Source organism: Rossellomorea vietnamensis (assembly GCF_025398035.1).
Lineage (GTDB): Bacteria > Bacillota > Bacilli > Bacillales > Bacillaceae_B > Rossellomorea > Rossellomorea vietnamensis_B.
The window spans coordinates 2,832,501-2,857,231 of record NZ_CP104558.1; the positions used below are offsets into that span (position 1 = coordinate 2,832,501).

The window sequence follows — 24,731 nt, forward strand, 5'->3', positions numbered from 1 at the left end:
ATTTCAATAACCTGCGACTTTTTTCATTTTGAAGCTAAATCGTAGACGATCTTAAATAAAAACCTCTGTAATATAGATGTTCTTATGCTGGGATAAATCTACTATTTCATCTGTCTTGAGTTTAACGAGCGGGCTGGTGAATGCGTTCGGTTTGGTATAGATGACTTCTCCAAACTCTCCCGTTGATAACCTTACCGGGGTACCGGTTCTTAAGTCTCCCATTAATTGAAGGAGCCCTTCCACTACTTTAATATCAAATTTACCAAACAAGTCTTTGCTGATCATATCCAATACTTTGAAGATCGGCTGCTTGCTTCTATACATTCTCTCTGATGTCATGGCATGAAACACGTCGGCAATCCCGACAATCTGTGAATAGAGATGAATGCGTTCGCTCTTTTCGGATGCAGGATATCCTGTTCCATCAAAACGTTCATGATGCTGAAAGATCGCAAGTTTAGTTTCCGTTTTTAATAGTGGAGTGTCTTTGACCATCTTATACCCATTTGCTGTATGTAGCTTCACTTCTTTAAATTCACTCTCTGTCAGGGGCTGATCCTTGGATAATATGTGGGGACTAACCTTCGCCATTCCACAGTCAGCCAGTGCTCCCGCTAATGCCAATTGATTGATCTGTCCCGATTGCAAACCGATCTTCTTCCCTATTAACGCACTGATGATACTGACTGAAACAGAGTGATGATGGAGATATTCTTTCTTCGTTGAATAGTGAGGAAGGGAATATATGTAGATATGATTTTGTTCCACCTCTTGAATAACGGGGAGGATGAGTTCTCTCACTCTTGCCACATTAACGGCCGTACCCGACTGCCAATTCAAGAATTCCTTCTTGTATTCCTTTACTGTCGTTAAGTAAAGGTCAACAAATCCCATTGTCTCCTGTGAATTTGTCTCTTCCTGATCCGAGATTTTATCAGAAGAAAGAGGTGACTTGAATGGGTTCCCGTCGGCTTTTGTCTTCTCTATGAATAACTCGTTGATATGGAATGCTTGCAGGATATTCAAATGTTCTTCTTCCAGCACCGTATTCTTCGGAATGATCGGGTTTGCTGCCAATCCCATGATATCCTCTGCTACGATGCAGCCTAATTGTATTTCGCCACGATGGACCTTCAACTATACACACCTCACGACTGTCTTTTAGTTTATTTTACCAAAATTGTCGGGGTATAGTTGTTATTTTCAAAAAATAAATAGGTACCTGATAAAAAAATAAGCTATTTCCAGTATGGATGCCCATTACTGAAAATAGCTTACTCTATTATTTATTCTTCTGTGTCTTCATCAGCCTCATCAGAAGCTGGTTGGTCTTCCAAGTCGTGCTGTTCCATTTCTTCAACAGTTTCCAACGGTGCTTCCGTTTCTTCTTCATCTTCTTTTTCAACTTTGGCAACGGTTGAAACGAATTCACTTTCTTGAAGACGGATCAGCTTGACCCCTTGGGTGTTACGTCCCGTTGTGGAAATGTCATTGACGTCCATACGGATGAGGACACCATGGGCGGTGATGATCATTAAGTCTTCTTCGCCTGTGACGGCTTTGACAGAGACGAGTTCTCCATTACGCTCAGTCACATTACATGTCTTCAATCCTTTACCACCACGGGTTTGGACTCTATATTCACTGGCTGGAGTACGTTTACCGTAACCATTTACCGTGACAACCAGGACATCACTCTTGTCTTCAAGGATCTCCATACCGACAACGATATCATCATCACTGAGATTGATTCCCTTTACTCCAGTGGCGGTTCTTCCCATGGAACGAACGTCTGTTTCAGGGAAACGGATCAGCATACCCTGCTTCGTTCCGATGATCATATCTTTTTCGCCATCTGTCAGTTTGACGGAAATCAGTTCGTCATTTTCCCGAAGGTTGATGGCGATCAGCCCGTTCGTCCGGATATTGGCGAAATCTGATACCGGCGTACGTTTTGAGATTCCTTGCTTCGTCGTAAAGAATAAATACCAATCATCCACAAATTCTTCAACCCGGATCATGGCATTGATCCACTCATCTTTTTCCACTCCGAGGAGATTGATGATCGGAAGTCCTTTCGCAGTACGGCTGAACTCAGGAATTTCATATCCTTTTGCACGATACGCTTTTCCTTTATTCGTAAAGAAGAGAATCGTGTCATGAGTGGAAGTCGTCAATAGATGTTCGACGAAGTCTTCATCATTGGTCCCCATACCCTGGATCCCTCTTCCGCCACGTTTTTGACTGCGGTAGGTCGAAACCGGGAGACGCTTGATATAACCGTTATGGGTGAGGGAAACGACGATGTTTTCTCTAGGGATCAAATCCTCATCCTCGATGTTCTCGATTCCACCCGCTACAATTTCAGATCTTCTTTCATCATTGAAGCGTTCTTTGATTTCGATCAGTTCTTCACGGATGATTTCAAGGACCTTTTCGTCATCTGCAAGGATCGCTTTTAGTTCAGCAATCAGCTTCACCAGTTCCTGGTACTCATCTTCAATTTTTTCACGTTCTAAACCAGTTAGGCGTTGAAGACGCATGTCCAGGATCGCCTGGGCCTGCTTATCGGATAGGGAGAAGTTCTCCATCAACCCTTGTTTCGCAAGCTCTGTTGTTTGTGAACCGCGGATAAGGGCAATGATTTCATCAATATGATCAAGGGCAATCCTAAGACCTTCTAATATATGAGCCCTTGCTTCTGCTTTACGCAATTCAAATTCCGTTCTGCGGCGAATGACGACGCGTTGATGCTGAAGATAGTGATAGAGACATTCTTTTAAGTTCAATACCTTCGGCTGACCGTCTACAAGTGCCAGAAGATTGATCCCGAAGCTTGTTTGAAGTGCCGTTTGTTTATATAAATTATTAAGCAGGACGTTCGCATTGGCGTCTTTTCTTACTTCAATGACGATCCGCATACCGTTACGATCCGATTCATCACGTAGATCCGTGATGCCATCGATCTTCTTATCCCTGACAAGATCCGCAATCTTCTCAATTAATCTCGCTTTATTCACCTGATAAGGGATTTGATGAACGATGATCGTTTCTTTTCCATTGCTCTTTGTTTCGATTTCCACACGGGCACGCATGGTGATGGAGCCTTTACCCGTTTCGTAAGCGCGACGGATTCCGCTTCTTCCTACAATCAGACCGGCAGTAGGGAAGTCAGGTCCGTAGATGAATTCCATCAGCTCTTGGATCGTAATATCAGGATCTTTACTTAATGCCAGGATCCCATCGATGACCTCTCCAAGATTATGGGGAGGGATATTCGTTGCCATCCCTACGGCGATTCCTGAAGAACCGTTAACCAAAAGGTTAGGGAAACGGGCAGGTAATACTTCCGGCTCCCGCTCCGTGCCATCATAGTTATCTTTATAATCAATTGTGTCTTTATTGATGTCACGAATGAGCTCCATAGAAATCTTGGACATACGTGCTTCTGTATAACGCATGGCCGCTGCGGCGTCACCGTCCACAGAACCGAAGTTACCGTGACCGTCAACCAGCATATAGCGATAGTTGAAATCCTGTGCCATCCGGACCATGGTGTCATAAACAGCCGAGTCACCATGAGGGTGATACTTACCGATTACTTCACCGACGATACGTGCTGATTTCTTGTACGCTTTGTCAGACGTCATCCCGAGGTCATTCATCGCATATAAAATACGGCGATGGACGGGCTTAAGGCCATCACGTGCATCTGGTAGGGCACGTGAAACAATAACGCTCATCGCATAATCCAGGAAAGACGAGCGCATTTCACTACTTATATTAATCTCTTTAACATTCGATCTTGGTGTTTCTGCCATAGTAAAAGGGACCTCCTTTTAAAGAAAGATTTATACCTTTCTCACTCTTTACCTTGTCCGCTATGTAAAAGACAGGATAGCACCCAGGTCTATCCTGTTTATTTCATTTTAGATATCCAAGTTCTTGACGTAAGCTGCGTTTTCTTCGATGAAGTTACGTCTCGGCTCTACTTTGTCACCCATCAGGATATCAAAGGTTTCGTCGGCTTCGATCGCATCTTGAAGGCTTACCTGCAGCAGGGTCCTTGTTTCTGGATCCATTGTTGTTTCCCATAGCTGCTCTGGATTCATCTCTCCAAGACCTTTGTAACGCTGGATTCCAGGTTTAGGCGTCGGAGAAATTTCTGCAAGTATTCGATCCAGTTCTTTATCATTGTAGGCGTACTCGATCTTCTTCCCTTGTTGTATTTTGTACAAAGGTGGTTGAGCGATGTAAATATAACCTGCTTCAATGATATTTCTCATGTAACGATAGAAGAACGTTAATAAAAGTGTGCGAATATGAGCGCCATCAACGTCGGCATCGGTCATGATCACGATTTTATGGTATCTTGCTTTCGCCAGATTGAAGTCTTCACCAATACCAGTCCCGAGAGCTGTAATGATCGCACGGACCTCGTTATTAGAAAGGATCTTATCAAGACGTGCCTTTTCAACGTTGATGATTTTACCACGCAGTGGAAGGATGGCCTGGAAGTGACGATCACGTCCCTGTTTGGCCGATCCACCGGCTGAGTCACCCTCAACCACATAGATTTCGCTGATGCTTGGGTCCTTGGATGAACAGTCAGCCAGTTTACCAGGCAGGCTCGAGATTTCCAGGGCACTCTTACGGCGGGTAAGCTCCCTTGCTTTTTTCGCAGCCAATCGGGCACGGGCAGCCATCAGGCCTTTTTCAACGACCTTTCGGGCAACAACCGGGTTTTCAAGTAAGAATGTTTCCAGATGCTCTGAGAAAAGAGAATCCGTGATTGTCCTTGCTTCCGAGTTCCCGAGTTTTGTTTTCGTCTGACCTTCAAATTGAGGGTCAGGATGTTTAATCGAGATGATGGCTGTCAGACCTTCCCGGACATCTTCCCCTGAAAGATTCGCGTCGTTCTCTCTGAATACATTATTTTTACGGGCGTAATCATTGATGACCCTCGTTAAAGCCGTTTTAAATCCAGACTCATGGGTTCCACCTTCATGGGTATGGATGTTATTGGCGAATGAGTAAAGATTGCTTGCGAAACCGTCATTGTATTGAAGGGCGATTTCAACGGTGATATCATCCTTTTCCCCCTCAATGTAAATCGGTTCTTCATGGATGACTTCCTTCGAACGGTTAAGGTGCTCAACGTAGGACTTGATTCCACCTTCATAATGGTAGTCCCGTCTTTTCCCTTCTCCGCGCTTATCTTCAATACTGATCTGGATCCCTCTGTTTAAGAACGCCAATTCACGAATACGGTTTGCCAGTGTGTCATAATCGTATTCCGTCGTTTCAGTAAAGATTTCGGGATCTGGAGTGAAATGAATGATCGTCCCGGTCTTATCCGTTTCTCCGACCACTTTAAGGTCGAAGCTCGGAACACCTTTTTCGAATTTCTGATAGTAGATGTTCCCATCACGATGGACATGTACCTCAAGTTCTGTGGAAAGGGCATTAACAACCGACGCTCCTACTCCGTGCAGACCGCCGGATACTTTATATCCGCCGCCTCCGAACTTACCGCCTGCGTGAAGGACCGTCATGATGACCTCTACGGCAGGACGTCCCATTTTTTCGTGGATACCGACCGGAATCCCTCGTCCATTATCCGTCACAGTGATACTGTTATCCTCTTCAATAATGACTTCGATTTCGCTACAGTGTCCGGCTAATGCTTCATCAATACTGTTATCAACGATTTCCCACACCAAGTGATGCAGACCTCTGCCGCTTGTTGATCCAATATACATACCCGGTCTTTTCCGAACGGCCTCTAAACCTTCTAAAACCTGAATCTGATTTTCATCATAGGAGCCGCCTTGCGCTTGATTTTGTTCTATAGCCATACTGATTCACCTACACTTTCTAACCTTCAGGGCTTTATATTTCTATAATAAATTCTCATAGTTTGAGTATTTCTTTGATCGCTTCTTTAACGTACTTGATGCCAGCGGTGAAAGATACAACTGGCCCGTTGTGATAACAAGAGATTTATATGAACCCTTTGCAAGATTGCAAAGGTTATGATCTTTCGTTTTTAGAAAATGTTGAATTTCCTCTGAAAATTGAACGGTGTCTCGATCAATAATTGCGATGATTTCATCTGTACGTACCATGACATCTTCTCCAACATGTATGTACAAGGTAACACCTCATTTCAATCTTTTCATGGATCCGGCTTCCACTTCGAACGTAGTCGCCTCGTTTAAGGTTTGATGATCAATCCCGTCCACATTGGTTGTGGTGACGAAGGTTTGAACTTTCCCCTGAATGGTATTTAATAAGTGAGACTGACGATAATCATCCAACTCAGACAACACATCATCCAGAAGTAAAATGGGATACTCTTTAATTTCAGAATGAATCAGCTCGATTTCTGCAAGCTTCACAGAGAGGGCTGTCGTCCGTTGCTGCCCCTGTGACCCGAATGTTTGAACATCCCTGTCATTCACAATGAATTGAAGATCATCACGATGCGGCCCGACAAGGGTCACACCACGATCGATTTCCCGTTCCCGTATATCATTGAATTTCTGCTCATATATATCTACCATTTTTGACCATTCTTGATTATCTGATACATCCAAAGACGGTTTATATACGATTTCCAACGTTTCCAGGTTTCTTGAAATCCCTGAATGGATCGGCTTCGCCCAACTTTCCAACAATTGAACGAACTCAAATCGTTTCTTCGTAATCTTCACCGCCATCTCGATGAACTGTTCCGTCAAGACATCAAGCATCGTCTGGTCTTTTTGTTTTCTCGTCTGCAACTGTTTTAAATAATGGTTCCGCTGCTGTAATATTTTTTGATAAAGGCTGATATCATGTAAATAAACAGGAGAAACCTGACCGATTTCCATATCAATAAAACGGCGCCTGACTTGAGGGCTCCCTTTTACCAAATGTAGATCTTCAGGTGCAAACATGACAACATTCATATTCCCGACATATTGACTCAATTTAGACTGTTCAAGGTGATTACTCTTCGCCTTTTTCCCTTTTTTGGACAGGATCAGCTCCAAAGGTAAACCACCGTTATATTTCTGAATCCTACCTTTTATTTTAGCATATTCCTGGTCCCAACGGATTAAATCTTTATCATTCGAGGTACGGTGGGATTTAGCCATGGCCAGGACATAGATAGACTCCATGATATTCGTCTTCCCCTGGGCATTTTCTCCAAGAATGACGTTCACCTTATTTTCGAAACTCACGTCGATTGACTCGTAATTACGGTAGTTTCTTAATTCCAATTGTTCAATATACATGGACATAACACCCTTTATTATTCTCCAGCAACCACAAAGACCCCAACTTCAGGAATTTCAACTTTGTCTCCAACCGTAAGTTTTCTCCCTCTTCTTTGGTCTTGTTCCCCGTTTATGTATACTTCATATTCACTTAAGAACCATTTCGCCATCCCACCGGACTGAATCACTTCAGCAAGCTTCAGGAATTGTCCCAATGTGATGATTTCTGTTTCGATGGTGATCTCTTTCGCCACTAAAATCACTACTTTCCGTATAAAGTCTCTAATATATTATTTTACTCTAAATGGAGTTAAGTCACAACTAACGAAAAATGGAGAAAATGGTCGCAGTTGATTTCCGAAGGATCCCCTAAATGTAAAAAGCCAACACCTGAACTTTTTCGAAGGTGTTGGCTTTTGATTTTTAGTACGTTCTTACAGGAAGAATCAGCTGAAGGATGGAGTCATCATGAAGCGGCTTCAAGACGAACGGTCTCATCGCTCCTGTAAAGTTTACATGAATTTCCGTTCCTTCAATCGCTTTTAACGCGTCCATCATATATTTTGCGCTGAAAGAGATTTTCAGTTCTTCGCCTTCCACCGATTGGCTTTCCACCTGCTCGATGACTTTCCCGATTTCAGGAGTGTTTGACGAAATTTCAATGATTCCACCATCAAGGGTCGAAAGTTTCACGACGTTGTTCCGGCCTTCTCTCGCAAGCAGCGATGCACGATCGATCGCTTGTAAAAATTCTTTTGTATTAAGGGTCAATTCTGTTTTCGTATCAGATGGAATCAATCGGCTTGTGTCGGGATAGTTCCCCTCTAATAGTCTTGAGAAGAATAATAAGTGTTTTGCCTTGAACAGGACCTGGTTTTCCGTAATGACGATTTCAACCGGTTCATCCGTGTCATCAAGGATCTTGTTCAACTCATTTAAGCTCTTTCCTGGAATCACGATATTGTAAGAAGCATCATGATTGGTTTCGATCGGTGCTTTTCTCATGGCAAGCCTGTGACTATCTGTTGCAATACAGCTTAACTCCCCGTCTTCGATCTGACAGTTTACACCTGTCAAGATGGGGCGTGTTTCTGAGGTGGACACTGCGAATACGGTTTGTCTGATCATTGTTTTAAGAAGATCCGTTGACACTTTAATTCCGTTTCCTTCTTCAATTTGTGGAAGATGAGGATATTCTTCAGGATCCAAACCGTTTAAATTGAATTCCGCCTGTCCTGATCGGATGACTGTCTGGAAGTGACTTTGAACTTCGATTTCCACCGTATCTTTCGGTAATTTTTTAACGATTTCACTAAAGAATTTTGCTTGGAGGACAATGCCTCCTGTTTCCATGATCCCAACAATTTCAGTGCCTTCTTCCTCATTCGGGATAAAGGATTCAATCGAAATATCCGAATCACTACCAGTCAATGTAACTCCATCTTCAGTGGCAATGATCTTGATACCGGTCAGGATGGGAATAGTCGTTCTTGATGTGACAGCTTTCATGACGTCCTGGACGCTCTGGACAAGATAGTCCCTTTGAATAACAAATTTCATGATTTATTCCTCCAATTTGCACATAATTTTATGGACTGAATCATATACTAATAATTTATTTAAAAAATAGTAATAGAAGTAGTAGGGCCTGTTGATATGTGGATAAGTGTGTGAATCGAACGTAAACACAGCCTATCCACATGTGGACAGACTGTGTGCTAGTTAGTCAAAGTTATTCACATTATCCAGTTTGGTTGTGTGTAGAATCAGGCCTTCAATGTTTCACGAATTTCCTTCAATTGCTGCTGAAGAAGTGCATCCGTTCCGAGTAATGTACTGATCTTCTCATGGGCATGAATGACAGTCGTGTGATCACGTCCGCCAAACTCTTCCCCGATCTTTGGAAGGGAGGAATCCGTCATTTCCCTCGATAAATACATGGCGATTTGCCTCGGGAATGCGATGGACTTTGTTCGTTTCTTCGCTTTAAAGTCCTCGAGCTTCACATTGAAGTGCTCACCAACGACACGTTGAATTTCCTGGATGGTAATCGCCCTTGGCTTCGAGCTTGGAATGATATCTTTCAAAGCCTCGGCTGCAAGATCTGCATTGATGTCTTTATTTATAAGAGAAGAGTACGCAACGACACGGATCAATGCGCCTTCTAACTCACGAATATTTGAATCGATCTGATTAGCTATATAAAGCATGGCTTCATTTGGAATATCCAGTCCTTCAGCCTTTGCTTTCTTTCGTAAAATCGCAATTCTCGTCTCGAGATCCGGTGGAGTGATATCTGTTATAAGCCCCCATTCGAATCGGGAACGAAGTCTATCTTCAAGTGTCGGGATTTCCTTTGGTGGCCGATCACTGGAAATGACAATTTGTTTGCTTTCTTCATGTAGGGTATTAAAAGTATGGAAAAATTCCTCTTGTGTTTGTTCTTTACCGGCTAAAAATTGAATATCATCGATTAATAAAACGTCAACATTCCGGTATTTGTTGCGGAAATCGACTGCTTTATTATCCCTGATGGAGTTAATGAATTCGTTGGTGAATTTTTCAGATGACAAGTAAACCACTTTTGCAGCGGGATTATGCTCAAGTACATAATGGCCGATGGCATGCATCAAGTGAGTTTTTCCAAGACCGACTCCCCCATAAATAAACAAGGGATTATAGGCTTTGGCAGGTGCTTCAGCCACAGCCAAAGAAGCGGCATGGGCGAACCGGTTGCCCGAACCGATAACAAACGTGTCGAAAGTGTATTTTGCGTTCAGCATATTTTGGTTGATATCCTGCTGATCATCATCCTTCATCGACTTTGGCGGTATTTGAATATCAAACTCTTCCGGCTCCTGGTTTTGGGGAATGATAAATTTCACGACTAATTCTTCGCCCGTAATATCATACAAAACCCCTGAGATTAGCTGAGAGTAACGGCCTTCCAGCCAATCTCTAGCAAATTCATTTGGAGCTGTAATCACAAGGGTGTCCCCTTGAATGGAATGGGCCTTAGTTGATTTCAACCAAGTATCAAAGCTTGGTTTACTGATCTTTTTTTCGATATTTTCTAAGGCCTTGCTCCAAAGATCCCCGATATTCTCCAATCCTGATCCCTCCTTTTTTTAGTTTGTATAACTTCTGTATAATCATTACGCGCTATACATTCCTTAAACTCACGCTATTTTATAAAAATACAATTCGTTGAATGTGGAAAATATATATAATAAGGAAGGAAAATGGTTTTTCGACATTATCCACCACTTGTGGACAACGTTTTACAAACCCTCTGTATAAGTTACCCACATGATATCCACATTTTGTGGATAAGTTATTTCTGTAAACACAGTTATCAAGAGTGAAAACACAATAATCATATCAAAATATCCTTAGAGGTGCAATGCTTTTTAAATTTTATCCACAACCCCCCACACCTTGTGGAATGAAATTGTCCACAACCCAAGAACTTGTGAAAAAGTTGTCAGTATGTGTTGTGGATAATTTAAAACCATGTCGAATCCTATCCACAGGCACGTTGAATAGAAAAATGGGATAGGGTTTGTAGAAGGAAAATGAGAATGAGTAATTTGAGTGTTCTTGGAGAGACATGACGATCGAAGGAAATCAACCACCACTGGCTCATAGCAAATGAGAGAAGACTGATTAACTAACACTTAAAAAGAAAAATAATCTGAGTGTTGACTTTTTATGGGTACCGTCTTTATAATAGTGAGGAATGTCTTTAACTTTTTTAAAGATATCCTTCAGGGAGGTGTCATAGATGAAAAGAACGTTTCAACCAAATAACCGCAAAAGAAAAAAGAATCACGGTTTCCGTGCACGCATGAGCTCTAAAAACGGACGCAATGTTTTAGCTCGCCGTCGCAGCAAAGGAAGAAAAGTATTATCTGCCTAGACCACTGAACTGACTCAGTGGTCTTTTTTTTCCTTTCTATTAGGAGATCAGACGGTTTGGCTCGTTCGTATTTTGGTTAACGAGAAAAAGTACTTATAATTTCATATGAATGAGCCAATAATGTCGAGGTTAGATCAAGACAAAAATGAAAATTAGGTGTGGTCCATGCGGAAAGAACAAAGAGTAAAGAAAAATAAAGAGTTCCAGGAAATATTTAAAAAAGGAACATCCTTCGCGAATCGTCAATTCGTCTTGTATCTATTAAAGAAGGAAGAGCCTCAGCCATTTCGAATCGGGATTTCCGTCAGTAAGAAAATCGGGAATGCTGTGTGCCGTAATCAGATCAAGCGTTACGTGAGGCAGGCTTTCTTAGAATTACAAGAAGAGGTGCACGATCAGTACGACTATCTTATCATCGCCAGAAAACCGGCGGCCGAAATGAATTTCCATGAGGTGAAGGGGAGTCTCACCCATGTATTAAAAAGAGGAAAAGTATTGAAAAGGTCTTCTTATGGCAAATATGATAGGAAGAAGTCATAACATTTTGAGAGAATGACAGGTTTCGTCATCACAAGCCAAGGAAAAGATGTTACAATACGAGGGATTGTACTTTTTTTGGTACGGGATGATGGTACTTGTTTACATTTTATTTGAAAGATATTAGTTGGGAGGAAAATAAGGGTGAAAAAGAGAATGATAGCCCTGGTGGGAATCATTGGGCTAATGGCTATTCTATCAGGTTGTACAGATTACAATAAGCCGATTACATCTGATAGTAGCGGAATATGGAATGAATATATTGTCTATCCTTTATCGCAATTGATTACCATGGTTGCAGAGTTCATGGGCGGATCTTACGGATTAGCGATTGTCATCGTTACATTGCTCATTCGTTTAGCGATTCTGCCATTGATGATCAAACAAACGAGAAATTCAAAAGCCATGCAGGCATTACAACCTGAAATGAAAAAACTGCGTGAAAAATATAGCTCCAAAGATGCACAAACTCAGCAAAAGCTTCAACAAGAAACGATGGCTTTATTCCAAAGTCACGGGGTAAATCCATTAGCGGGTTGTTTACCATTGATCGTTCAAATGCCGATCTTGATCGGTTTCTACCATGCGATCGTCAGAACACAGGAAATCAAAGCGCATAACTTCTTATGGTTCGATCTCGGTAATCCGGATCCATACTATATTTTACCTTTAGTAGCAGGTCTGACAACGTTCATCCAGCAAAAATTAATGATGGCGGGTACAGCGAATCAAAATCCGCAAATGGCCATGATGCTTTATATCATGCCGGTCATGATCATCATTTTTGCGATAAACTTCCCTGCAGCTCTATCCCTTTACTGGGTGGTCGGAAATCTATTCATGATTGCTCAAACCTACTTCATCAAGGGACCTGAGATCAAAGAAGCGCAAGCCGTCAAAGCTGGTGGGAATTCGGGAGGAAAGAAAAAGTGAGAGAAGTAGAAGCGACTGGTCAAACGGTGGAAGAAGCCATTGAATCAGCCTTGTCTCAACTGAATATCACCAAAGAAGAAGCAGAGATCGACGTCATTGATCAAGGTAAAAAGGGTTTATTCGGATTGTTCGGTGGAAGGCCGGCAGTCGTCCAAGTGAAGAAAGCGGTTGATCCGGTAGAGGAAGCGAAGAATTTTCTTCTATCCGTTGCACGTGAAATGGGCGTGGAAGCGTCCATAGAAGTAAAACGGGATGGAAGAGATGTGGAATTCAACATTTCCGGTGAAAAAATGGCTCTATTGATTGGCAAAAGAGGACAAACGTTGAATGCTCTTCAACATTTGTCGCAATTGGTCGCCAATCGTGTATCCGGTCAGTTCATCACGATCCTGTTGGATGCCGAGAACTATCGGGAAAGACGGAAGCAGACGCTGACAACGCTTGCGGAACGGTTGGCAGAAAAGGCCCTTCGCACCAATCGCTCTGTTTCACTGGAACCGATGCCCTCTTATGAACGAAAAGTGATCCACTCCGCTTTAGTGGATTCCAAAAGGGTCGATACCCATTCAGAGGGAAGAGAACCCAATCGATACATTGTCATTGCACCAAAATAATGAGAGACGATTCCTTTCGGGGGATCGTTTTTTTTTTTTGAAACAGCTGGCGTAAATTGTCATTTTTTGTAGAATGCAAATATCATTCCAGAATTCTCCTTCCACTCATTCCTTCCTTCCCACCTGCCTATTCTTATTTTCACCCCGGTTTATTGTTATTCACATGTGGATAAGTTAAAATAATAGAGATGAGATGTTATCTATGTGGATAACATTATTTGGTGACGAACAAAGGGTTTCCTTTCTTTAGTATTGAAACGGATTGTGATATTCTAATAATTTGGGGAAACGTTACTTTATACTTTATATTTCATATAAATAGGTCAGCTATAAGAGAGGTGAACATAATGGAATTAGATACAATTGCAGCCATATCCACTCCGATGGGAGAGGGAGCGATCGCCATCGTCCGTTTGAGCGGTGATCAGGCATTCGATATCGGTGATAAAGTCTTTAAGGGAATGAAAGGGAGTTCCATGAAGGAATTTGCCTCCCATACCATTCATTATGGACATATCGTTGATCCTGACACCGATCAAGTGGTGGAAGAGGTCATGGTTTCCGTGATGAGAGGACCGAAGACATTCACCCGTGAAGACATTATCGAGATCAACTGCCACGGAGGACTTGTGTCGGTGAATAAAGTTCTGCAGCTGGTGTTGAAAAACGGGGCGAGACTCGCAGAACCCGGTGAATTCACGAAGCGTGCTTTCCTGAATGGTCGAATCGATCTTTCTCAGGCGGAAGCCGTGATGGATCTCATTCGGGCGAAAACCGACCGGGCCATGAATGTAGCCCTGAATCAAATGGAAGGCCGCCTTTCCAATTTGATCAGGAAGCTCCGTCAGGAAATCCTTGAAACCCTTGCCCATGTGGAAGTGAATATCGATTATCCGGAGTATGATGATGTAGAAGAGATGACGCATAACGTGCTTCTGGAAAAATCCAAACACGTCCGGGATGAAATTGACCGGCTGGTTCGCACATCTGAACAAGGGAAGATTTTAAGGGAAGGTCTTTCTACGGTGATCATCGGACGGCCCAATGTAGGGAAATCCTCCCTCTTGAACAGCCTTGTTCACGAAAACAAAGCCATTGTAACGGATATTCCCGGAACTACACGTGATGTGATCGAGGAATATGTAAATGTAAGGGGGGTCCCTCTCCGACTTGTTGATACGGCCGGAATTCGTGAGACTGAAGACATCGTTGAACGGATCGGCGTGGAACGCTCGAGACAGGTGTTGAAGGAAGCCGATTTAATTTTACTTGTACTCAATTATGCGGATGAATTGACCTTTGAGGATGAACAGTTATTCGAAGCGGTGAGAGGAATGGACGTCATTGTCATCGTGAACAAAACCGATCTGCCTCAGAAGATTGATATAGATAAGGTAAGGAAGCTTTCCGAAAATCATCAGCTGGTGACAACGGCTTTACTGGAGGAACAGGGAATCGATGAACTGGAAGAAGCCATTTCATCCTTATTCTTTGCGGGATCCATTGAAGCGGGGGATATGACATATGTGTCCAACAGTCGTCATATCGCCTTACTCAACCAGGCTTCCCTTGCAATCAATGAAGCGATCGACAGCGTGGAAATGGGGACACCGATTGATATTGCACAGATCGATTTGACGAGAACGTGGGAACTATTAGGTGAAATCATCGGGGACAGCGTTCATGAAAGCCTGATTGATCAGCTGTTTTCCCAGTTCTGCTTAGGGAAATAAACACTATTATAATGTGGACGGCACTTATCCGTCCTACAAGGAGGAAATAACAAACCATGCAATATGACGCAGGGCAATATGATGTCATTGTCATTGGTGCTGGCCATGCCGGAGTAGAAGCGGGACTTGCTTCTGCACGTATGGGAGCTAAAACGTTAATGGTCACCATTAACCTGGATATGGTCGCCTTTATGCCGTGTAATCCGTCTGTCGGTGGACCGGCAAAGGGGATCGTTGTAAGGGAAATCGACGCTCTCGGTGGAGAGATGGGTCGTAATATAGATAAAACGCATATACAAATGAGGATGTTGAATACAGGAAAAGGTCCTGCTGTACGTGCATTGCGCGCGCAGGCAGATAAGTTCCTCTACCAGAATGAAATGAAGCGGACAATCGAAAACGAACCGAACATGACCTTGATGCAGGGAATGGTTGAGGAATTGATCGTGGAGGATGATGAATGTAAAGGTGTTGTCACGATGACAGGTGCCGCCTACCGTGCCAAAACGGTCGTCATCACCACTGGTACATTCCTTCGTGGTGAAATCATCCTGGGAGACTTGAAATATTCAAGCGGTCCCAATAACCAACAGCCTTCCATCAGATTATCTGATCACTTGCATGAGCTTGGCTTCGATACGGTCCGGTTTAAAACCGGGACACCGCCACGGGTCAACAGTTCGACCATCGATTATTCGAAAACGGAGATTCAGCCAGGTGATGACGTTCCACGTGCCTTCAGCTATGAAACGACCAAATACATCACGGATCAACTTCCTTGCTGGCTGACGTATACGAATGAACTGACTCATCAACTGATCGACGACAATCTACATCGTTCGCCAATGTATTCAGGTATGATCAAAGGAACAGGACCTCGTTACTGTCCTTCTATTGAAGATAAAGTCGTGCGTTTCCACGACAAGCCGCGTCATCAAATCTTCCTCGAGCCGGAAGGAAGAAATACTCAGGAAGTGTATGTTCAAGGATTATCGACAAGCCTGCCTGAAGATGTACAGCAAAAAATCCTGCAGACCATTCCGGGTCTTGAGAAAGTACAAATGATGCGTGCCGGTTATGCCATCGAGTATGATTCCATCGTACCAACGCAATTATGGCCGACCCTTGAAACGAAAAAAATTAAAAATCTTTATACCGCGGGGCAGATCAATGGAACATCCGGCTATGAAGAAGCGGCTGGACAAGGATTGATGGCAGGAATCAATGCTGCTTGCCGTGCTCTTGATAAAGACGAAGTGATCTTAAGCCGCTCCGATGCTTATATCGGGGTACTGATCGATGACCTCGTGACAAAAGGGACGAACGAACCGTATCGTCTTCTGACTTCACGTGCTGAGTACCGCTTGTTGCTCCGTCATGATAATGCCGATCTTCGCTTAACGGATATCGGTCATAAGATCGGATTGATCTCAGAGGATCGCTTTGAACGATTCACGGCGAAGAAAGAAGCGATATCAGCAGAGAAGAAGCGACTTGAATCCGTGCGCATCAAGCCGAGTGAAGAAACTCAAAGGGTTATCCGTGAAGCAGGCGGAAGCGAGCTGAAAGACGGGATACTGGCGGCTGATCTCCTGAAGCGGCCGGAAATGAATTACAGCCATATTAAGGCACTTGTCCCAAGTGACATCGAGCATGATCCCGATGTAGAAGAACAAGTGGAGATCCAGGTTAAATACGAGGGGTATATTGAAAAATCCCTTCAACAGGTCGATAAAATGAAGAAGATGGAAAATAAGCGAATTCCTGATAACATTGATTACAGTGCAATCAGCGGATTGGCTTCTGAAGCAAGACAGAAATTGATCGAGGTCCAGCCTCTTTCCCTTGCACAGGCCTCCCGCATTTCAGGCGTGAACCCTGCAGACGTATCCATTTTGATGGTCTACATTGAACAGGGGAAAATCGCCAAGGTATCCGGTGATCAATAGAAGTAAAGGAAGGATCATTTCATGAACGTAAATGAATTTCAATCAATGCTTGAGGAGAAGGGGATATCCCTTTCTTCCGGGCAATTAGATCAGTTTGAACGTTATTATGAATTGCTTGTTGAATGGAACGAAAAAATGAATTTGACGGCAATCACTGACAAAGAAGATGTGTATTTAAAGCATTTTTACGATTCAATCAGTGCAGCATTTTATGTCGACTTCACGGAAGTTCAATCTCTGTGTGATGTTGGGGCAGGTGCCGGTTTCCCAAGTATCCCGCTTAAAATATGCTTCCCGCATCTACATATTTCGATTGTTGATTCCTTGAATAAGCGCATTACATTCTTAAATCATTTGTCGGATGAACTGGGACTTTCCAATACCCATTTTTATCATGATCGTGCAGAGACATTTGGAAAAAACAAGGCTCACCGTGAAAAATATGATATGGTTACAGCAAGAGCCGTAGCCAGAATGTCCGTTTTAAGCGAATTATGCCTGCCCCTTGTGAAAAAAGGTGGAGCATTTGTCGCCATGAAGGCTTCCAATGTCAATGAAGAGCTGTCGAATGCAAAGAAAGCCATCGGGACACTTGGTGGACAAACCGATAAAATGTATTCCTTCATTCTTCCTGAAGAGGAAAGTGAACGGAATATCGTGAAAATCAACAAAGTGAAAGAAACGCCTAACAAATATCCCAGAAAACCCGGGACACCGAATAAATTACCGTTAGAATAGTATGGTCACTCTCCTGCCTTCATCGGTCATGGTATAATCGACATATAGTGAGAAGGCAGGAAATGGACATATTTTAGAGAATATTAATAAAGGGAGTTTCTTAAAGGTGGTGTAGGAAGATGAAGCATCCTTTCTCTCGTTTTTTTGGCCTAGGTGAAAAGGAGCAAGATGTTGAATCTGAAGAGTCGAATGTAGTGGAAGAAGATCGTGATGAAGTGAGGAAGATCCAGGTCTCGCAAATCATCCCGAATCGATTTCAACCAAGGACTGTGTTTAATGATGAAAAGATAGAAGAGTTATCCAGAACGATTCACACTCATGGCATCATCCAACCGATCGTGGTGAGACAGTACGATGATGACCAGTTTGAGATCATTGCGGGTGAACGGAGATACAGGGCCGTTCAAAAGCTTGGCTGGGAAACCGTACCGGCAATTGTGAAGAATCTTAATGATACAGAAACAGCCTCTGTCGCATTAATTGAGAACTTACAAAGAGAAGAGCTCTCTCCTATAGAGGAAGCAATCGCATATGGAAAACTGTTGGAATTACATGATCTAACTCAAGAAGCCCTTGCTCAACGCTTAGGAAAAGGACAATCAACCGTGGCGAACAAGCTTCGTCTCCTAAAGCTTCCAGAAGAAATTCAATCAGCTCTACTAGATAAACAAATCACTGAACGTCACGCCAGGGCTTTGATTCCTTTGAAGAATGCTGAAAAGCAGATCCAGTTACTTCAAGAAATCATTGAAAAGAGCTTAAATGTCAAACAGACCGAAGACCGGGTTGTGAAAATGCAGGAAGGAACGACCCAAAAGCCGAAGCCTAAACGGAAGGCCTTCAGCAAAGACATGAGGATTGCCGTGAATACGATTCGTCAATCGCTGTCCATGGTATCCGATAGCGGAATCAATCTCGACTCAGAAGAAGAAGAGCACGAGGAATTCTATCAATTCACCATTCGTATTCCAAAAAAAAAATAGATTCGTAGTCTAAAAGTGAGAAACATATTCGATCCGTTTCTCACTTTTTTTATTGCGAGCCATGGATAGATAGAAACCGAGCAACAGAGTCTTTCCTATTTATGGAAAGGTGCTTCTTTTTGAAAAATTGACAGACAATTAACAGGGAATTTTGATAGAATAAAAGAATACTGTGTAAAAATGAAATCAATCTTAGGAAGTCAAAAGGTAGGTGACAACCTTGGGCAGAATCGTAGCCGTTACAAACCAGAAGGGCGGAGTGGGAAAGACCACGACATCCGTCAATTTGGGGGCTTGTTTAGCTTATATAGGGAAAAAGGTTTTACTTGTAGATATCGACCCTCAGGGAAACGCCACTAGTGGTGTCGGCGTTGAAAAAGGGGATGTACAACAGTGTATCTATGATGTGTTAGTGGATGATGTAGATGTTAAAGACACGATCAAACAATCAAAAGTAGAGAACTTATCGATTGTCCCTGCAACGATCTCACTTGCCGGAGCGGAAATTGAATTGGTTCCGACCATCTCCCGTGAAGTCCGTTTAAAGAAAGCGCTGGAGAAGGTAAAGGACGAATTCGATTTCATCATTATCGATTGTCCCCCTTCATTGGGACTCCTGACGATCAATGCGTTAACCGCATCGGATGCTGTCGTCATACCGGTCCAGTGTGAATATTATGCCCTCGAGGGATTAAGTCAGCTGTTAAGCACGGTCCGTTTAGTGCAGAAACATCTGAATCATGACCTTATGATTGATGGTGTATTGTTAACGATGCTTGATGCCAGGACGAATCTTGGGATCCAGGTCATCGAAGAAGTGAAAAAATACTTTCAAGACAAAGTGTATCGCACAATTATCCCACGTAATGTTCGATTAAGTGAAGCACCCAGTCATGGTGAACCGATTATCATCTATGATGCGAAATCCAGGGGAGCAGAAGTTTATTTAGAACTGGCAAAGGAAGTGGTGGCGAATGGCTAAAGGTTTAGGAAAGGGCATCAATGCTCTCTTTACCAATATGCAAACAACTCAAAATGAAGAGTCCGTCCAGGAAGTGAGCCTGAAAGAAATAAGGCCGAACCCTTATCAGCCACGAAAGATCTTTGAGCCGCAGGCAATCGAAGAACTGAAAGAATCGATCCTGGAGCATGGGATCCTCCAACCGATCATTGTCCGCAAGTCCATCAAAGGATATGAGATTGTGGTCGGTGAACGCCGCTATCGTGCAGCTACAGCGGCTAAGCTAGAGACCGTCCCCGTTGTCGTGCGTGAATTGAATGATCAACAAATGATGGAACTCGCGGTGTTGGAAAACCTTCAGCGCGAGGACCTGACGCCGATCGAGGAAGGCGCAGCCTATCAAATGCTGATGGATAAATTAAATCTTACACAGGAAGAACTGGCGAAACGATTAGGGAAGAGCAGACCTCATATCGCGAACCATATTCGCTTACTCTCCCTTCCTGCACCCGTTCAGGAACTTATTTCTGAAGGGAAGCTGTCAATGGGACATGGCCGTGCCCTTCTTGGATTAAAAGATAAAAAGAAGCTGTCCATGATCGTCAATCGGATCCTGAAAGAATCATTAAACGTCCGTCAATTAGAAAAAATCATTCAAGAAGCCAATGACAATGTTCCACGTGAAACAAAAAAGAAAGAGCGGAAAGATGTCTTCATCCAGGAACAGGAATCCCTCTTGCGTGAGCGCTTCGGTACAACCGTCACGATCAAACAATCGAAGAAAAAAGGGAAAATCGAACTGGAATTCTTTTCGAAGGAAGACCTGGATCGGATTTTGGAATTATTGCAGTAAGATCATTGTGAAAAGGGACTGACTTAAGTGGTATATCTCATGCCATTTAAGCCAGTCCTCTTCCATATGGTACATATACTATTCTTTGGGAAATAATCATAAGGGGAAACGTCATGGTACTTTTAGGAACGCTAGTAAATGGAGTTTGTATTATCATCGGGACGCTTCTTGGGAAGATCCTGCACCGCATACCTGAAGATATGAAGGGAACGGTCATGAAAGCGATCGGACTCGCGGTTATCGTTCTTGGGTTACAGATGGGATTGAAAAGCGAGAACTTTCTCATCGTGATCATCAGCCTTGCCCTTGGTGCTGCCTGGGGAGAGTGGATGAATCTCGAGGACAGGCTGAATGCCCTTGGGAACTGGCTGGAAACAAAGATAGGCAGCAAAAATGAAACGTCCATATCCCAAGGCTTTGTCACCGCCACCCTGATATTTGTCATTGGGGCCATGGCCGTTATCGGTGCGCTGGATAGCGGGATCAGGGGAGATCATGATGTTCTTTTGACCAAGTCGATCATTGATGGGTTTACATCGTTAATTCTAACAACGACCCTCGGGATCGGTGTTATGTTCTCAGCCATTCCAGTCGTCCTTTATCAGGGGATCATCGCCCTATTCGCCACTCAAATTCATCAATGGGTGCCTCAGGAATTGATGGACGCGTATATTGTCGAAATGACGTCCACAGGAGGCATCATGATTTTCGCGATTGGTCTCAACCTTCTGGGTGTGACGAAAATCAGAGTCGCTAATTTACTTCCAGGCATCATCGTGGTGGCCATGGTAGTCGGAATCATCCACGCCTATCATTTGTATATGTAATCAAAAGGGAGATGGCGGAACGCGCCATCTCCCTTCTCTTCTTTATTGCTGCAATTCTTCCCGCCATTTTTCGATACTGACGGCATTTCTCCGTTCTACAGAATGACCTGCCAGCACAATCGCTTCCGCAATCGTCCTCGCCATTTTCATGACAAGATTCAAACGGGTATTCTGCAGGACAAAAAACTCCATGAATCCACTGACATTTACAATACCGGTCAAATGAATCTCCCCGACTTCAGGCAGCTCTTTGTTCACTCCTGCTCCCGGGCGCAAAGGGCCTTCACTCAACTGAATGGCACCAACACTCTTTAATCGTCCGAGACAGGCATCGACACCTATGATAAAGGGATTGGTATGCTTAGAAGCAATGTCCTTGAGCCTCTCTTCCAGATTGACGGCATGGATCGGATCATCCAATGTTCCATAGACATGGAATGGTTTAATATCCTGTTCCTCTATTAAAGTGCCGACCAAAGGCCCCAATGAATCCCCGGTCGAGCGGTCCGTACCGATACAGACAAACACGATGGGCCTTGTACGATAATAAGTGGGAAGCATCGACGACAATTGAACAGAAAGATCCTGTGCCGCACGCTCTTCCTGATGAAGGACTCTAAAAGGTTCAGATCTTCGTTCAAATAGTCCTTTTTTTAGATTCATCGCTTCCACTCCTTTGGATGTGTTCAGAGGGGTGACCTTTGAGTCGCTGGCCCCTTATCCCACAGTCAAATTTTTAAGTATTATCAGTATACGGACGATTTCTTTTTTTCATACATAATATGGTCGGATTTTTCATAAAATAAAAATTTTCTAGAAACTATACTTTATGAGGTTATATCTACACAAGGAGAGGGAAAGTTGATAAAATAAGGAATACTTCTTATTGAATGATAAGTGGAGGTTCGATATATGAGTGCGAATGATACCAAAACTAAGGTAGATGACACCATTAATAAAGCAACTGAGAAACTGATAGATAATGAAATGTGGATGGCCCTGGGAACAGGTGCTGTAAAGATTATTGCCATTATGGTCATTACATATCTTGCCCTAAGGGTAGGAAGGTCGGCGATTCGAAACGTATTCAAAGTCCGTTCCCGGTCCCCTCTTAAGTTCACTGAACGACGGGAGGCGACATTATCCAAACTGTTGGAAAACGTCCTCACCTATGTGATCTATTTCATCAGTCTGATGACCATTTTATCGACTCTGGAAATTGATGTGAAAGGACTCATCGCCGGTGCCGGGATCGTCGGCCTTGCCGTCGGTTTCGGTGCACAGAATCTGGTACGTGATATCATCACCGGTTTTTTCATTATCTTCGAGGATCAATTTTCAGTTGGCGATTATGTTCGCATCGGTTCTGCAGAGGGAACCGTGGAAGAGATCGGCCTGCGAACGACAAAGATCAAAAGCTGGACCGGGGAATTACATATCTTCCCCAATGGGAATGTTACGGAAGTGACGAACTTCTCCATCCATAACAGTATCGCAGTCGTGGATGTCAGCATTGCATACGAAGAAAATATTGAAGAAGCCGAGAAAGTGATGCAGGAACTTCTTCTCGCTTTGCCGCAAAAGTACGAAGACCTTGTGAATCCGCCTGAGCTGTTGGGGGTTCAAACTCTTGGAGCATCCGATGTCGTCATCCGCATAGTTGCTGAAACGGTTCCAATGAGGCACTGGTATATGGCCAGAATGATCCGGAAAGAAGTAAAACTTTGCCTGGATGCGCATGGTATCGAGATTCCATTCCCTCGTATGGTGATGTATTCACGTAAGGATGAAGAAGAGATTCACCCCCGTGAAAAGCAAAGAAGACTTGAAAGCGAATAAGGAGGAATAACCGGTGGAACCAAAGACATTCACATTAAATGATATTGTAGAAATGAAGAAGCCTCATCCATGTGGCACGAACCGCTGGAAAGTGATCCGTATGGGGATGGATATTCGTATCAAGTGTGTCGGGTGCGGTCACAGTGTCATGATCCCCAGAAAAGACTTTGCGAAAAAAATGAAAAAGGTCATCAGCAGTGGTGAAGAAGAATAAGTATTCTTTTTTTACCCATAATTCTTTTGACCTAATCCACCTTATGTTCACATGAATGTAATCAAGAGCATCCACTCGTTTCCCAAAGAGCGGATGCTTTTTTCTGCTGGAATGTTTTCCTGGGGGACACTGGAAGCTTCACTTGTCTTTTCCCACTATTATCTCTATAATTGTGAAAGGTTCGACCGTTTACTAGTTTTTTGATCTTACAGGATTTTTAATAGATAAGAATATGGATGAGGAGTGACTGAAATGGCATTAACAGCTGGTATTGTAGGACTACCTAACGTAGGGAAATCCACACTATTCAACGCAATTACAAAAGCAGGTGCAGAATCTGCGAACTACCCGTTCTGTACCATTGATCCGAACGTAGGAATCGTAGAGGTTCCGGATCACCGCCTGGATAAATTAACAGAACTTGTGGACCCGAAGAAGACGGTTCCCACTGCCTTCGAATTCACGGATATTGCCGGGATTGTTAAAGGCGCAAGTAAAGGGGAAGGATTGGGGAATAAGTTCTTATCCCACATCCGTCAAGTGGATGCGATCTGTCAGGTTGTCCGTTGTTTCGCAGATGATAATATCACACACGTATCCGGTAAAGTAGATCCGATTGCGGATATCGAAGTCATCAACCTGGAGTTGATCCTGGCTGACCTTGAAACGGTGGACAAGCGAATTACAAGAGTTCAGAAAATGGCGAAGCAGAAAGACAAAGAAGCGGTATTTGAGCACGACATCCTTGTGAAAATCAAAGAAGCTTTGGAAGCAGAACAGCCAGCTCGTACAGTTGAGTTCTCGGATGAGCAAATGAAGCTTGTAAAACAGCTTCATCTTCTGACGTCCAAACCTGTATTATACGTAGCGAACGTAAGTGAAGACGAGATTGCGGATCCTTCTGATAACGAGTATGTTCAGAAAGTACGTGAATTTGCGAAGGACGACAATGCCGAAGTGATCGTTGTCTGTGCGAAGATTGAATCTGAGATCGCCGAGCTTGATGATGAAGAAAAGGCGATGTTCCTGCAGGAATTAGGCATCGAAGAATCTGGCCTTGATCAGCTGATCCGTGCTACCTATTCCCTATTGGGACTGGCTACTTATTTCACAGCAGGTGTACAAGAAGTCCGTGCCTGGACGTTCCGTGAAGGAATGAAAGCCCCTCAATGTGCAGGTGTCATCCACACCGACTTCGAAAGAGGATTCATCCGTGCCGAAACCGTATCTTATGAAGATTTAGTTGCTGCCGGTACAATGGGTGCAGCCCGCGAAGCAGGAAAAGTCCGTTTGGAAGGGAAAGAATACCTTGTAAAAGACGGAGACATCATTCACTTCCGCTTTAACGTGTAAGTTTTATATAAAA

The 24,731-nt window shown here is 43.4% G+C and carries 23 protein-coding genes; 14 read left to right on the forward strand and 9 right to left on the reverse strand.

The window, feature by feature from the left end; translation table 11 throughout:
* Nucleotides 1-51: 51 nt before the first annotated feature.
* The 8 genes from N5C46_RS14675 to dnaA form a co-directional block, all read right to left on the reverse strand.
* Complete coding sequence (locus N5C46_RS14675; RefSeq protein WP_261749162.1) at nucleotides 52-1,137, reverse strand: HD-GYP domain-containing protein; 1,086 nt, start codon at nucleotides 1,135-1,137, stop codon at nucleotides 52-54.
* A gap of 149 nt (nucleotides 1,138-1,286) precedes the next feature.
* Nucleotides 1,287-3,821 carry a DNA gyrase subunit A gene (gyrA, locus tag N5C46_RS14680; RefSeq protein WP_261749163.1) on the reverse strand — a complete coding sequence of 845 codons (2,535 nt, stop codon included), beginning with the start codon at nucleotides 3,819-3,821 and terminating at the stop codon, nucleotides 1,287-1,289.
* A gap of 108 nt (nucleotides 3,822-3,929) precedes the next feature.
* Nucleotides 3,930-5,858 carry a DNA topoisomerase (ATP-hydrolyzing) subunit B gene (gene gyrB / locus N5C46_RS14685; RefSeq protein WP_261749164.1) on the reverse strand — a complete coding sequence of 643 codons (1,929 nt, stop codon included), beginning with the start codon at nucleotides 5,856-5,858 and terminating at the stop codon, nucleotides 3,930-3,932.
* A 42-nt stretch (nucleotides 5,859-5,900) separates the two neighbouring features.
* On the reverse strand, nucleotides 5,901-6,128 hold the full coding sequence (gene remB, locus N5C46_RS14690; RefSeq protein WP_229596311.1) for an extracellular matrix regulator RemB: 228 nt from the start codon (nucleotides 6,126-6,128) through the stop codon (nucleotides 5,901-5,903).
* A 36-nt stretch (nucleotides 6,129-6,164) separates the two neighbouring features.
* Nucleotides 6,165-7,283: a DNA replication/repair protein RecF gene (recF, locus tag N5C46_RS14695; RefSeq protein ID WP_261749165.1), complete on the reverse strand. Its 1,119-nt coding sequence runs from the start codon at nucleotides 7,281-7,283 to the stop codon at nucleotides 6,165-6,167.
* 17 nt (nucleotides 7,284-7,300) lie between these two features.
* On the reverse strand, nucleotides 7,301-7,519 hold the full coding sequence (yaaA, locus tag N5C46_RS14700; RefSeq protein WP_034764734.1) for a S4 domain-containing protein YaaA: 219 nt from the start codon (nucleotides 7,517-7,519) through the stop codon (nucleotides 7,301-7,303).
* Between the two features lie 169 nt (nucleotides 7,520-7,688).
* Nucleotides 7,689-8,825, reverse strand: a complete 1,137-nt coding sequence (dnaN, locus tag N5C46_RS14705) for a DNA polymerase III subunit beta (protein WP_261749166.1) — start codon at nucleotides 8,823-8,825, stop codon at nucleotides 7,689-7,691.
* A 206-nt stretch (nucleotides 8,826-9,031) separates the two neighbouring features.
* Nucleotides 9,032-10,375, reverse strand: a complete 1,344-nt coding sequence (dnaA, locus tag N5C46_RS14710; RefSeq protein ID WP_061811179.1) for a chromosomal replication initiator protein DnaA — start codon at nucleotides 10,373-10,375, stop codon at nucleotides 9,032-9,034.
* 674 nt (nucleotides 10,376-11,049) lie between these two features.
* Between dnaA and rpmH the strand changes: the two genes are divergently transcribed.
* The 11 genes from rpmH (at nucleotide 11,050) to N5C46_RS14765 (ending at nucleotide 21,312) form a co-directional block, all read left to right on the forward strand.
* A complete protein-coding gene (gene rpmH, locus N5C46_RS14715) occupies nucleotides 11,050-11,184 on the forward strand; it encodes a 50S ribosomal protein L34 (protein ID WP_034764748.1) in 135 nt (44 codons plus the stop codon).
* Nucleotides 11,185-11,349: 165 nt separating this feature from the next.
* Nucleotides 11,350-11,724: a ribonuclease P protein component gene (gene rnpA / locus N5C46_RS14720; RefSeq protein WP_061811180.1), complete on the forward strand. Its 375-nt coding sequence runs from the start codon at nucleotides 11,350-11,352 to the stop codon at nucleotides 11,722-11,724.
* A 141-nt stretch (nucleotides 11,725-11,865) separates the two neighbouring features.
* The gene (gene spoIIIJ, locus N5C46_RS14725; RefSeq protein WP_034764750.1) at nucleotides 11,866-12,654 is read left to right on the forward strand and encodes a YidC family membrane integrase SpoIIIJ; all 789 of its coding nucleotides are present in this window, start codon (nucleotides 11,866-11,868) and stop codon (nucleotides 12,652-12,654) included.
* On the forward strand, nucleotides 12,651-13,268 hold the full coding sequence (jag, locus tag N5C46_RS14730; protein WP_261749167.1) for an RNA-binding cell elongation regulator Jag/EloR: 618 nt from the start codon (nucleotides 12,651-12,653) through the stop codon (nucleotides 13,266-13,268). The genes spoIIIJ and jag overlap by 4 nt, the downstream gene beginning before the upstream one ends.
* 347 nt (nucleotides 13,269-13,615) lie before the next feature.
* Entirely contained in the window at nucleotides 13,616-15,001 is a 1,386-nt protein-coding gene (gene mnmE, locus N5C46_RS14735) for a tRNA uridine-5-carboxymethylaminomethyl(34) synthesis GTPase MnmE (protein WP_261749168.1), read from the forward strand.
* Between the two features lie 56 nt (nucleotides 15,002-15,057).
* Nucleotides 15,058-16,950, forward strand: a complete 1,893-nt coding sequence (mnmG, locus tag N5C46_RS14740) for a tRNA uridine-5-carboxymethylaminomethyl(34) synthesis enzyme MnmG (protein WP_261749169.1) — start codon at nucleotides 15,058-15,060, stop codon at nucleotides 16,948-16,950.
* A 21-nt stretch (nucleotides 16,951-16,971) separates the two neighbouring features.
* On the forward strand, nucleotides 16,972-17,688 hold the full coding sequence (gene rsmG, locus N5C46_RS14745; RefSeq protein WP_261749170.1) for a 16S rRNA (guanine(527)-N(7))-methyltransferase RsmG: 717 nt from the start codon (nucleotides 16,972-16,974) through the stop codon (nucleotides 17,686-17,688).
* Nucleotides 17,689-17,807: 119 nt separating this feature from the next.
* Nucleotides 17,808-18,671, forward strand: a complete 864-nt coding sequence (noc, locus tag N5C46_RS14750; protein ID WP_159363164.1) for a nucleoid occlusion protein — start codon at nucleotides 17,808-17,810, stop codon at nucleotides 18,669-18,671.
* Nucleotides 18,672-18,891: 220 nt separating this feature from the next.
* Nucleotides 18,892-19,653 carry a ParA family protein gene (locus N5C46_RS14755; protein WP_034764762.1) on the forward strand — a complete coding sequence of 254 codons (762 nt, stop codon included), beginning with the start codon at nucleotides 18,892-18,894 and terminating at the stop codon, nucleotides 19,651-19,653.
* The gene (locus N5C46_RS14760; RefSeq protein ID WP_261749171.1) at nucleotides 19,646-20,485 is read left to right on the forward strand and encodes a ParB/RepB/Spo0J family partition protein; all 840 of its coding nucleotides are present in this window, start codon (nucleotides 19,646-19,648) and stop codon (nucleotides 20,483-20,485) included. Before N5C46_RS14755 ends, N5C46_RS14760 begins: the two co-directional genes overlap by 8 nt.
* Nucleotides 20,486-20,598: 113 nt before the next feature.
* Nucleotides 20,599-21,312, forward strand: a complete 714-nt coding sequence (locus tag N5C46_RS14765) for a DUF554 domain-containing protein (protein WP_229596306.1) — start codon at nucleotides 20,599-20,601, stop codon at nucleotides 21,310-21,312.
* Nucleotides 21,313-21,354: 42 nt separating this feature from the next.
* Here N5C46_RS14765 and yyaC read toward each other — a convergent pair whose 3' ends face one another.
* Nucleotides 21,355-21,975 carry a spore protease YyaC gene (yyaC, locus tag N5C46_RS14770; protein WP_261749172.1) on the reverse strand — a complete coding sequence of 207 codons (621 nt, stop codon included), beginning with the start codon at nucleotides 21,973-21,975 and terminating at the stop codon, nucleotides 21,355-21,357.
* Between the two features lie 249 nt (nucleotides 21,976-22,224).
* Between yyaC and N5C46_RS14775 the strand changes: the two genes are divergently transcribed.
* The 3 genes from N5C46_RS14775 (at nucleotide 22,225) to ychF (ending at nucleotide 24,718) form a co-directional block, all read left to right on the forward strand.
* Nucleotides 22,225-23,151: a mechanosensitive ion channel family protein gene (locus N5C46_RS14775; protein WP_261749173.1), complete on the forward strand. Its 927-nt coding sequence runs from the start codon at nucleotides 22,225-22,227 to the stop codon at nucleotides 23,149-23,151.
* 13 nt (nucleotides 23,152-23,164) lie between these two features.
* Complete coding sequence (locus tag N5C46_RS14780; protein WP_034764770.1) at nucleotides 23,165-23,365, forward strand: DUF951 domain-containing protein; 201 nt, start codon at nucleotides 23,165-23,167, stop codon at nucleotides 23,363-23,365.
* A 252-nt stretch (nucleotides 23,366-23,617) separates the two neighbouring features.
* Nucleotides 23,618-24,718, forward strand: a complete 1,101-nt coding sequence (ychF, locus tag N5C46_RS14785) for a redox-regulated ATPase YchF (RefSeq protein ID WP_226677726.1) — start codon at nucleotides 23,618-23,620, stop codon at nucleotides 24,716-24,718.
* Nucleotides 24,719-24,731 lie beyond the last annotated feature (13 nt).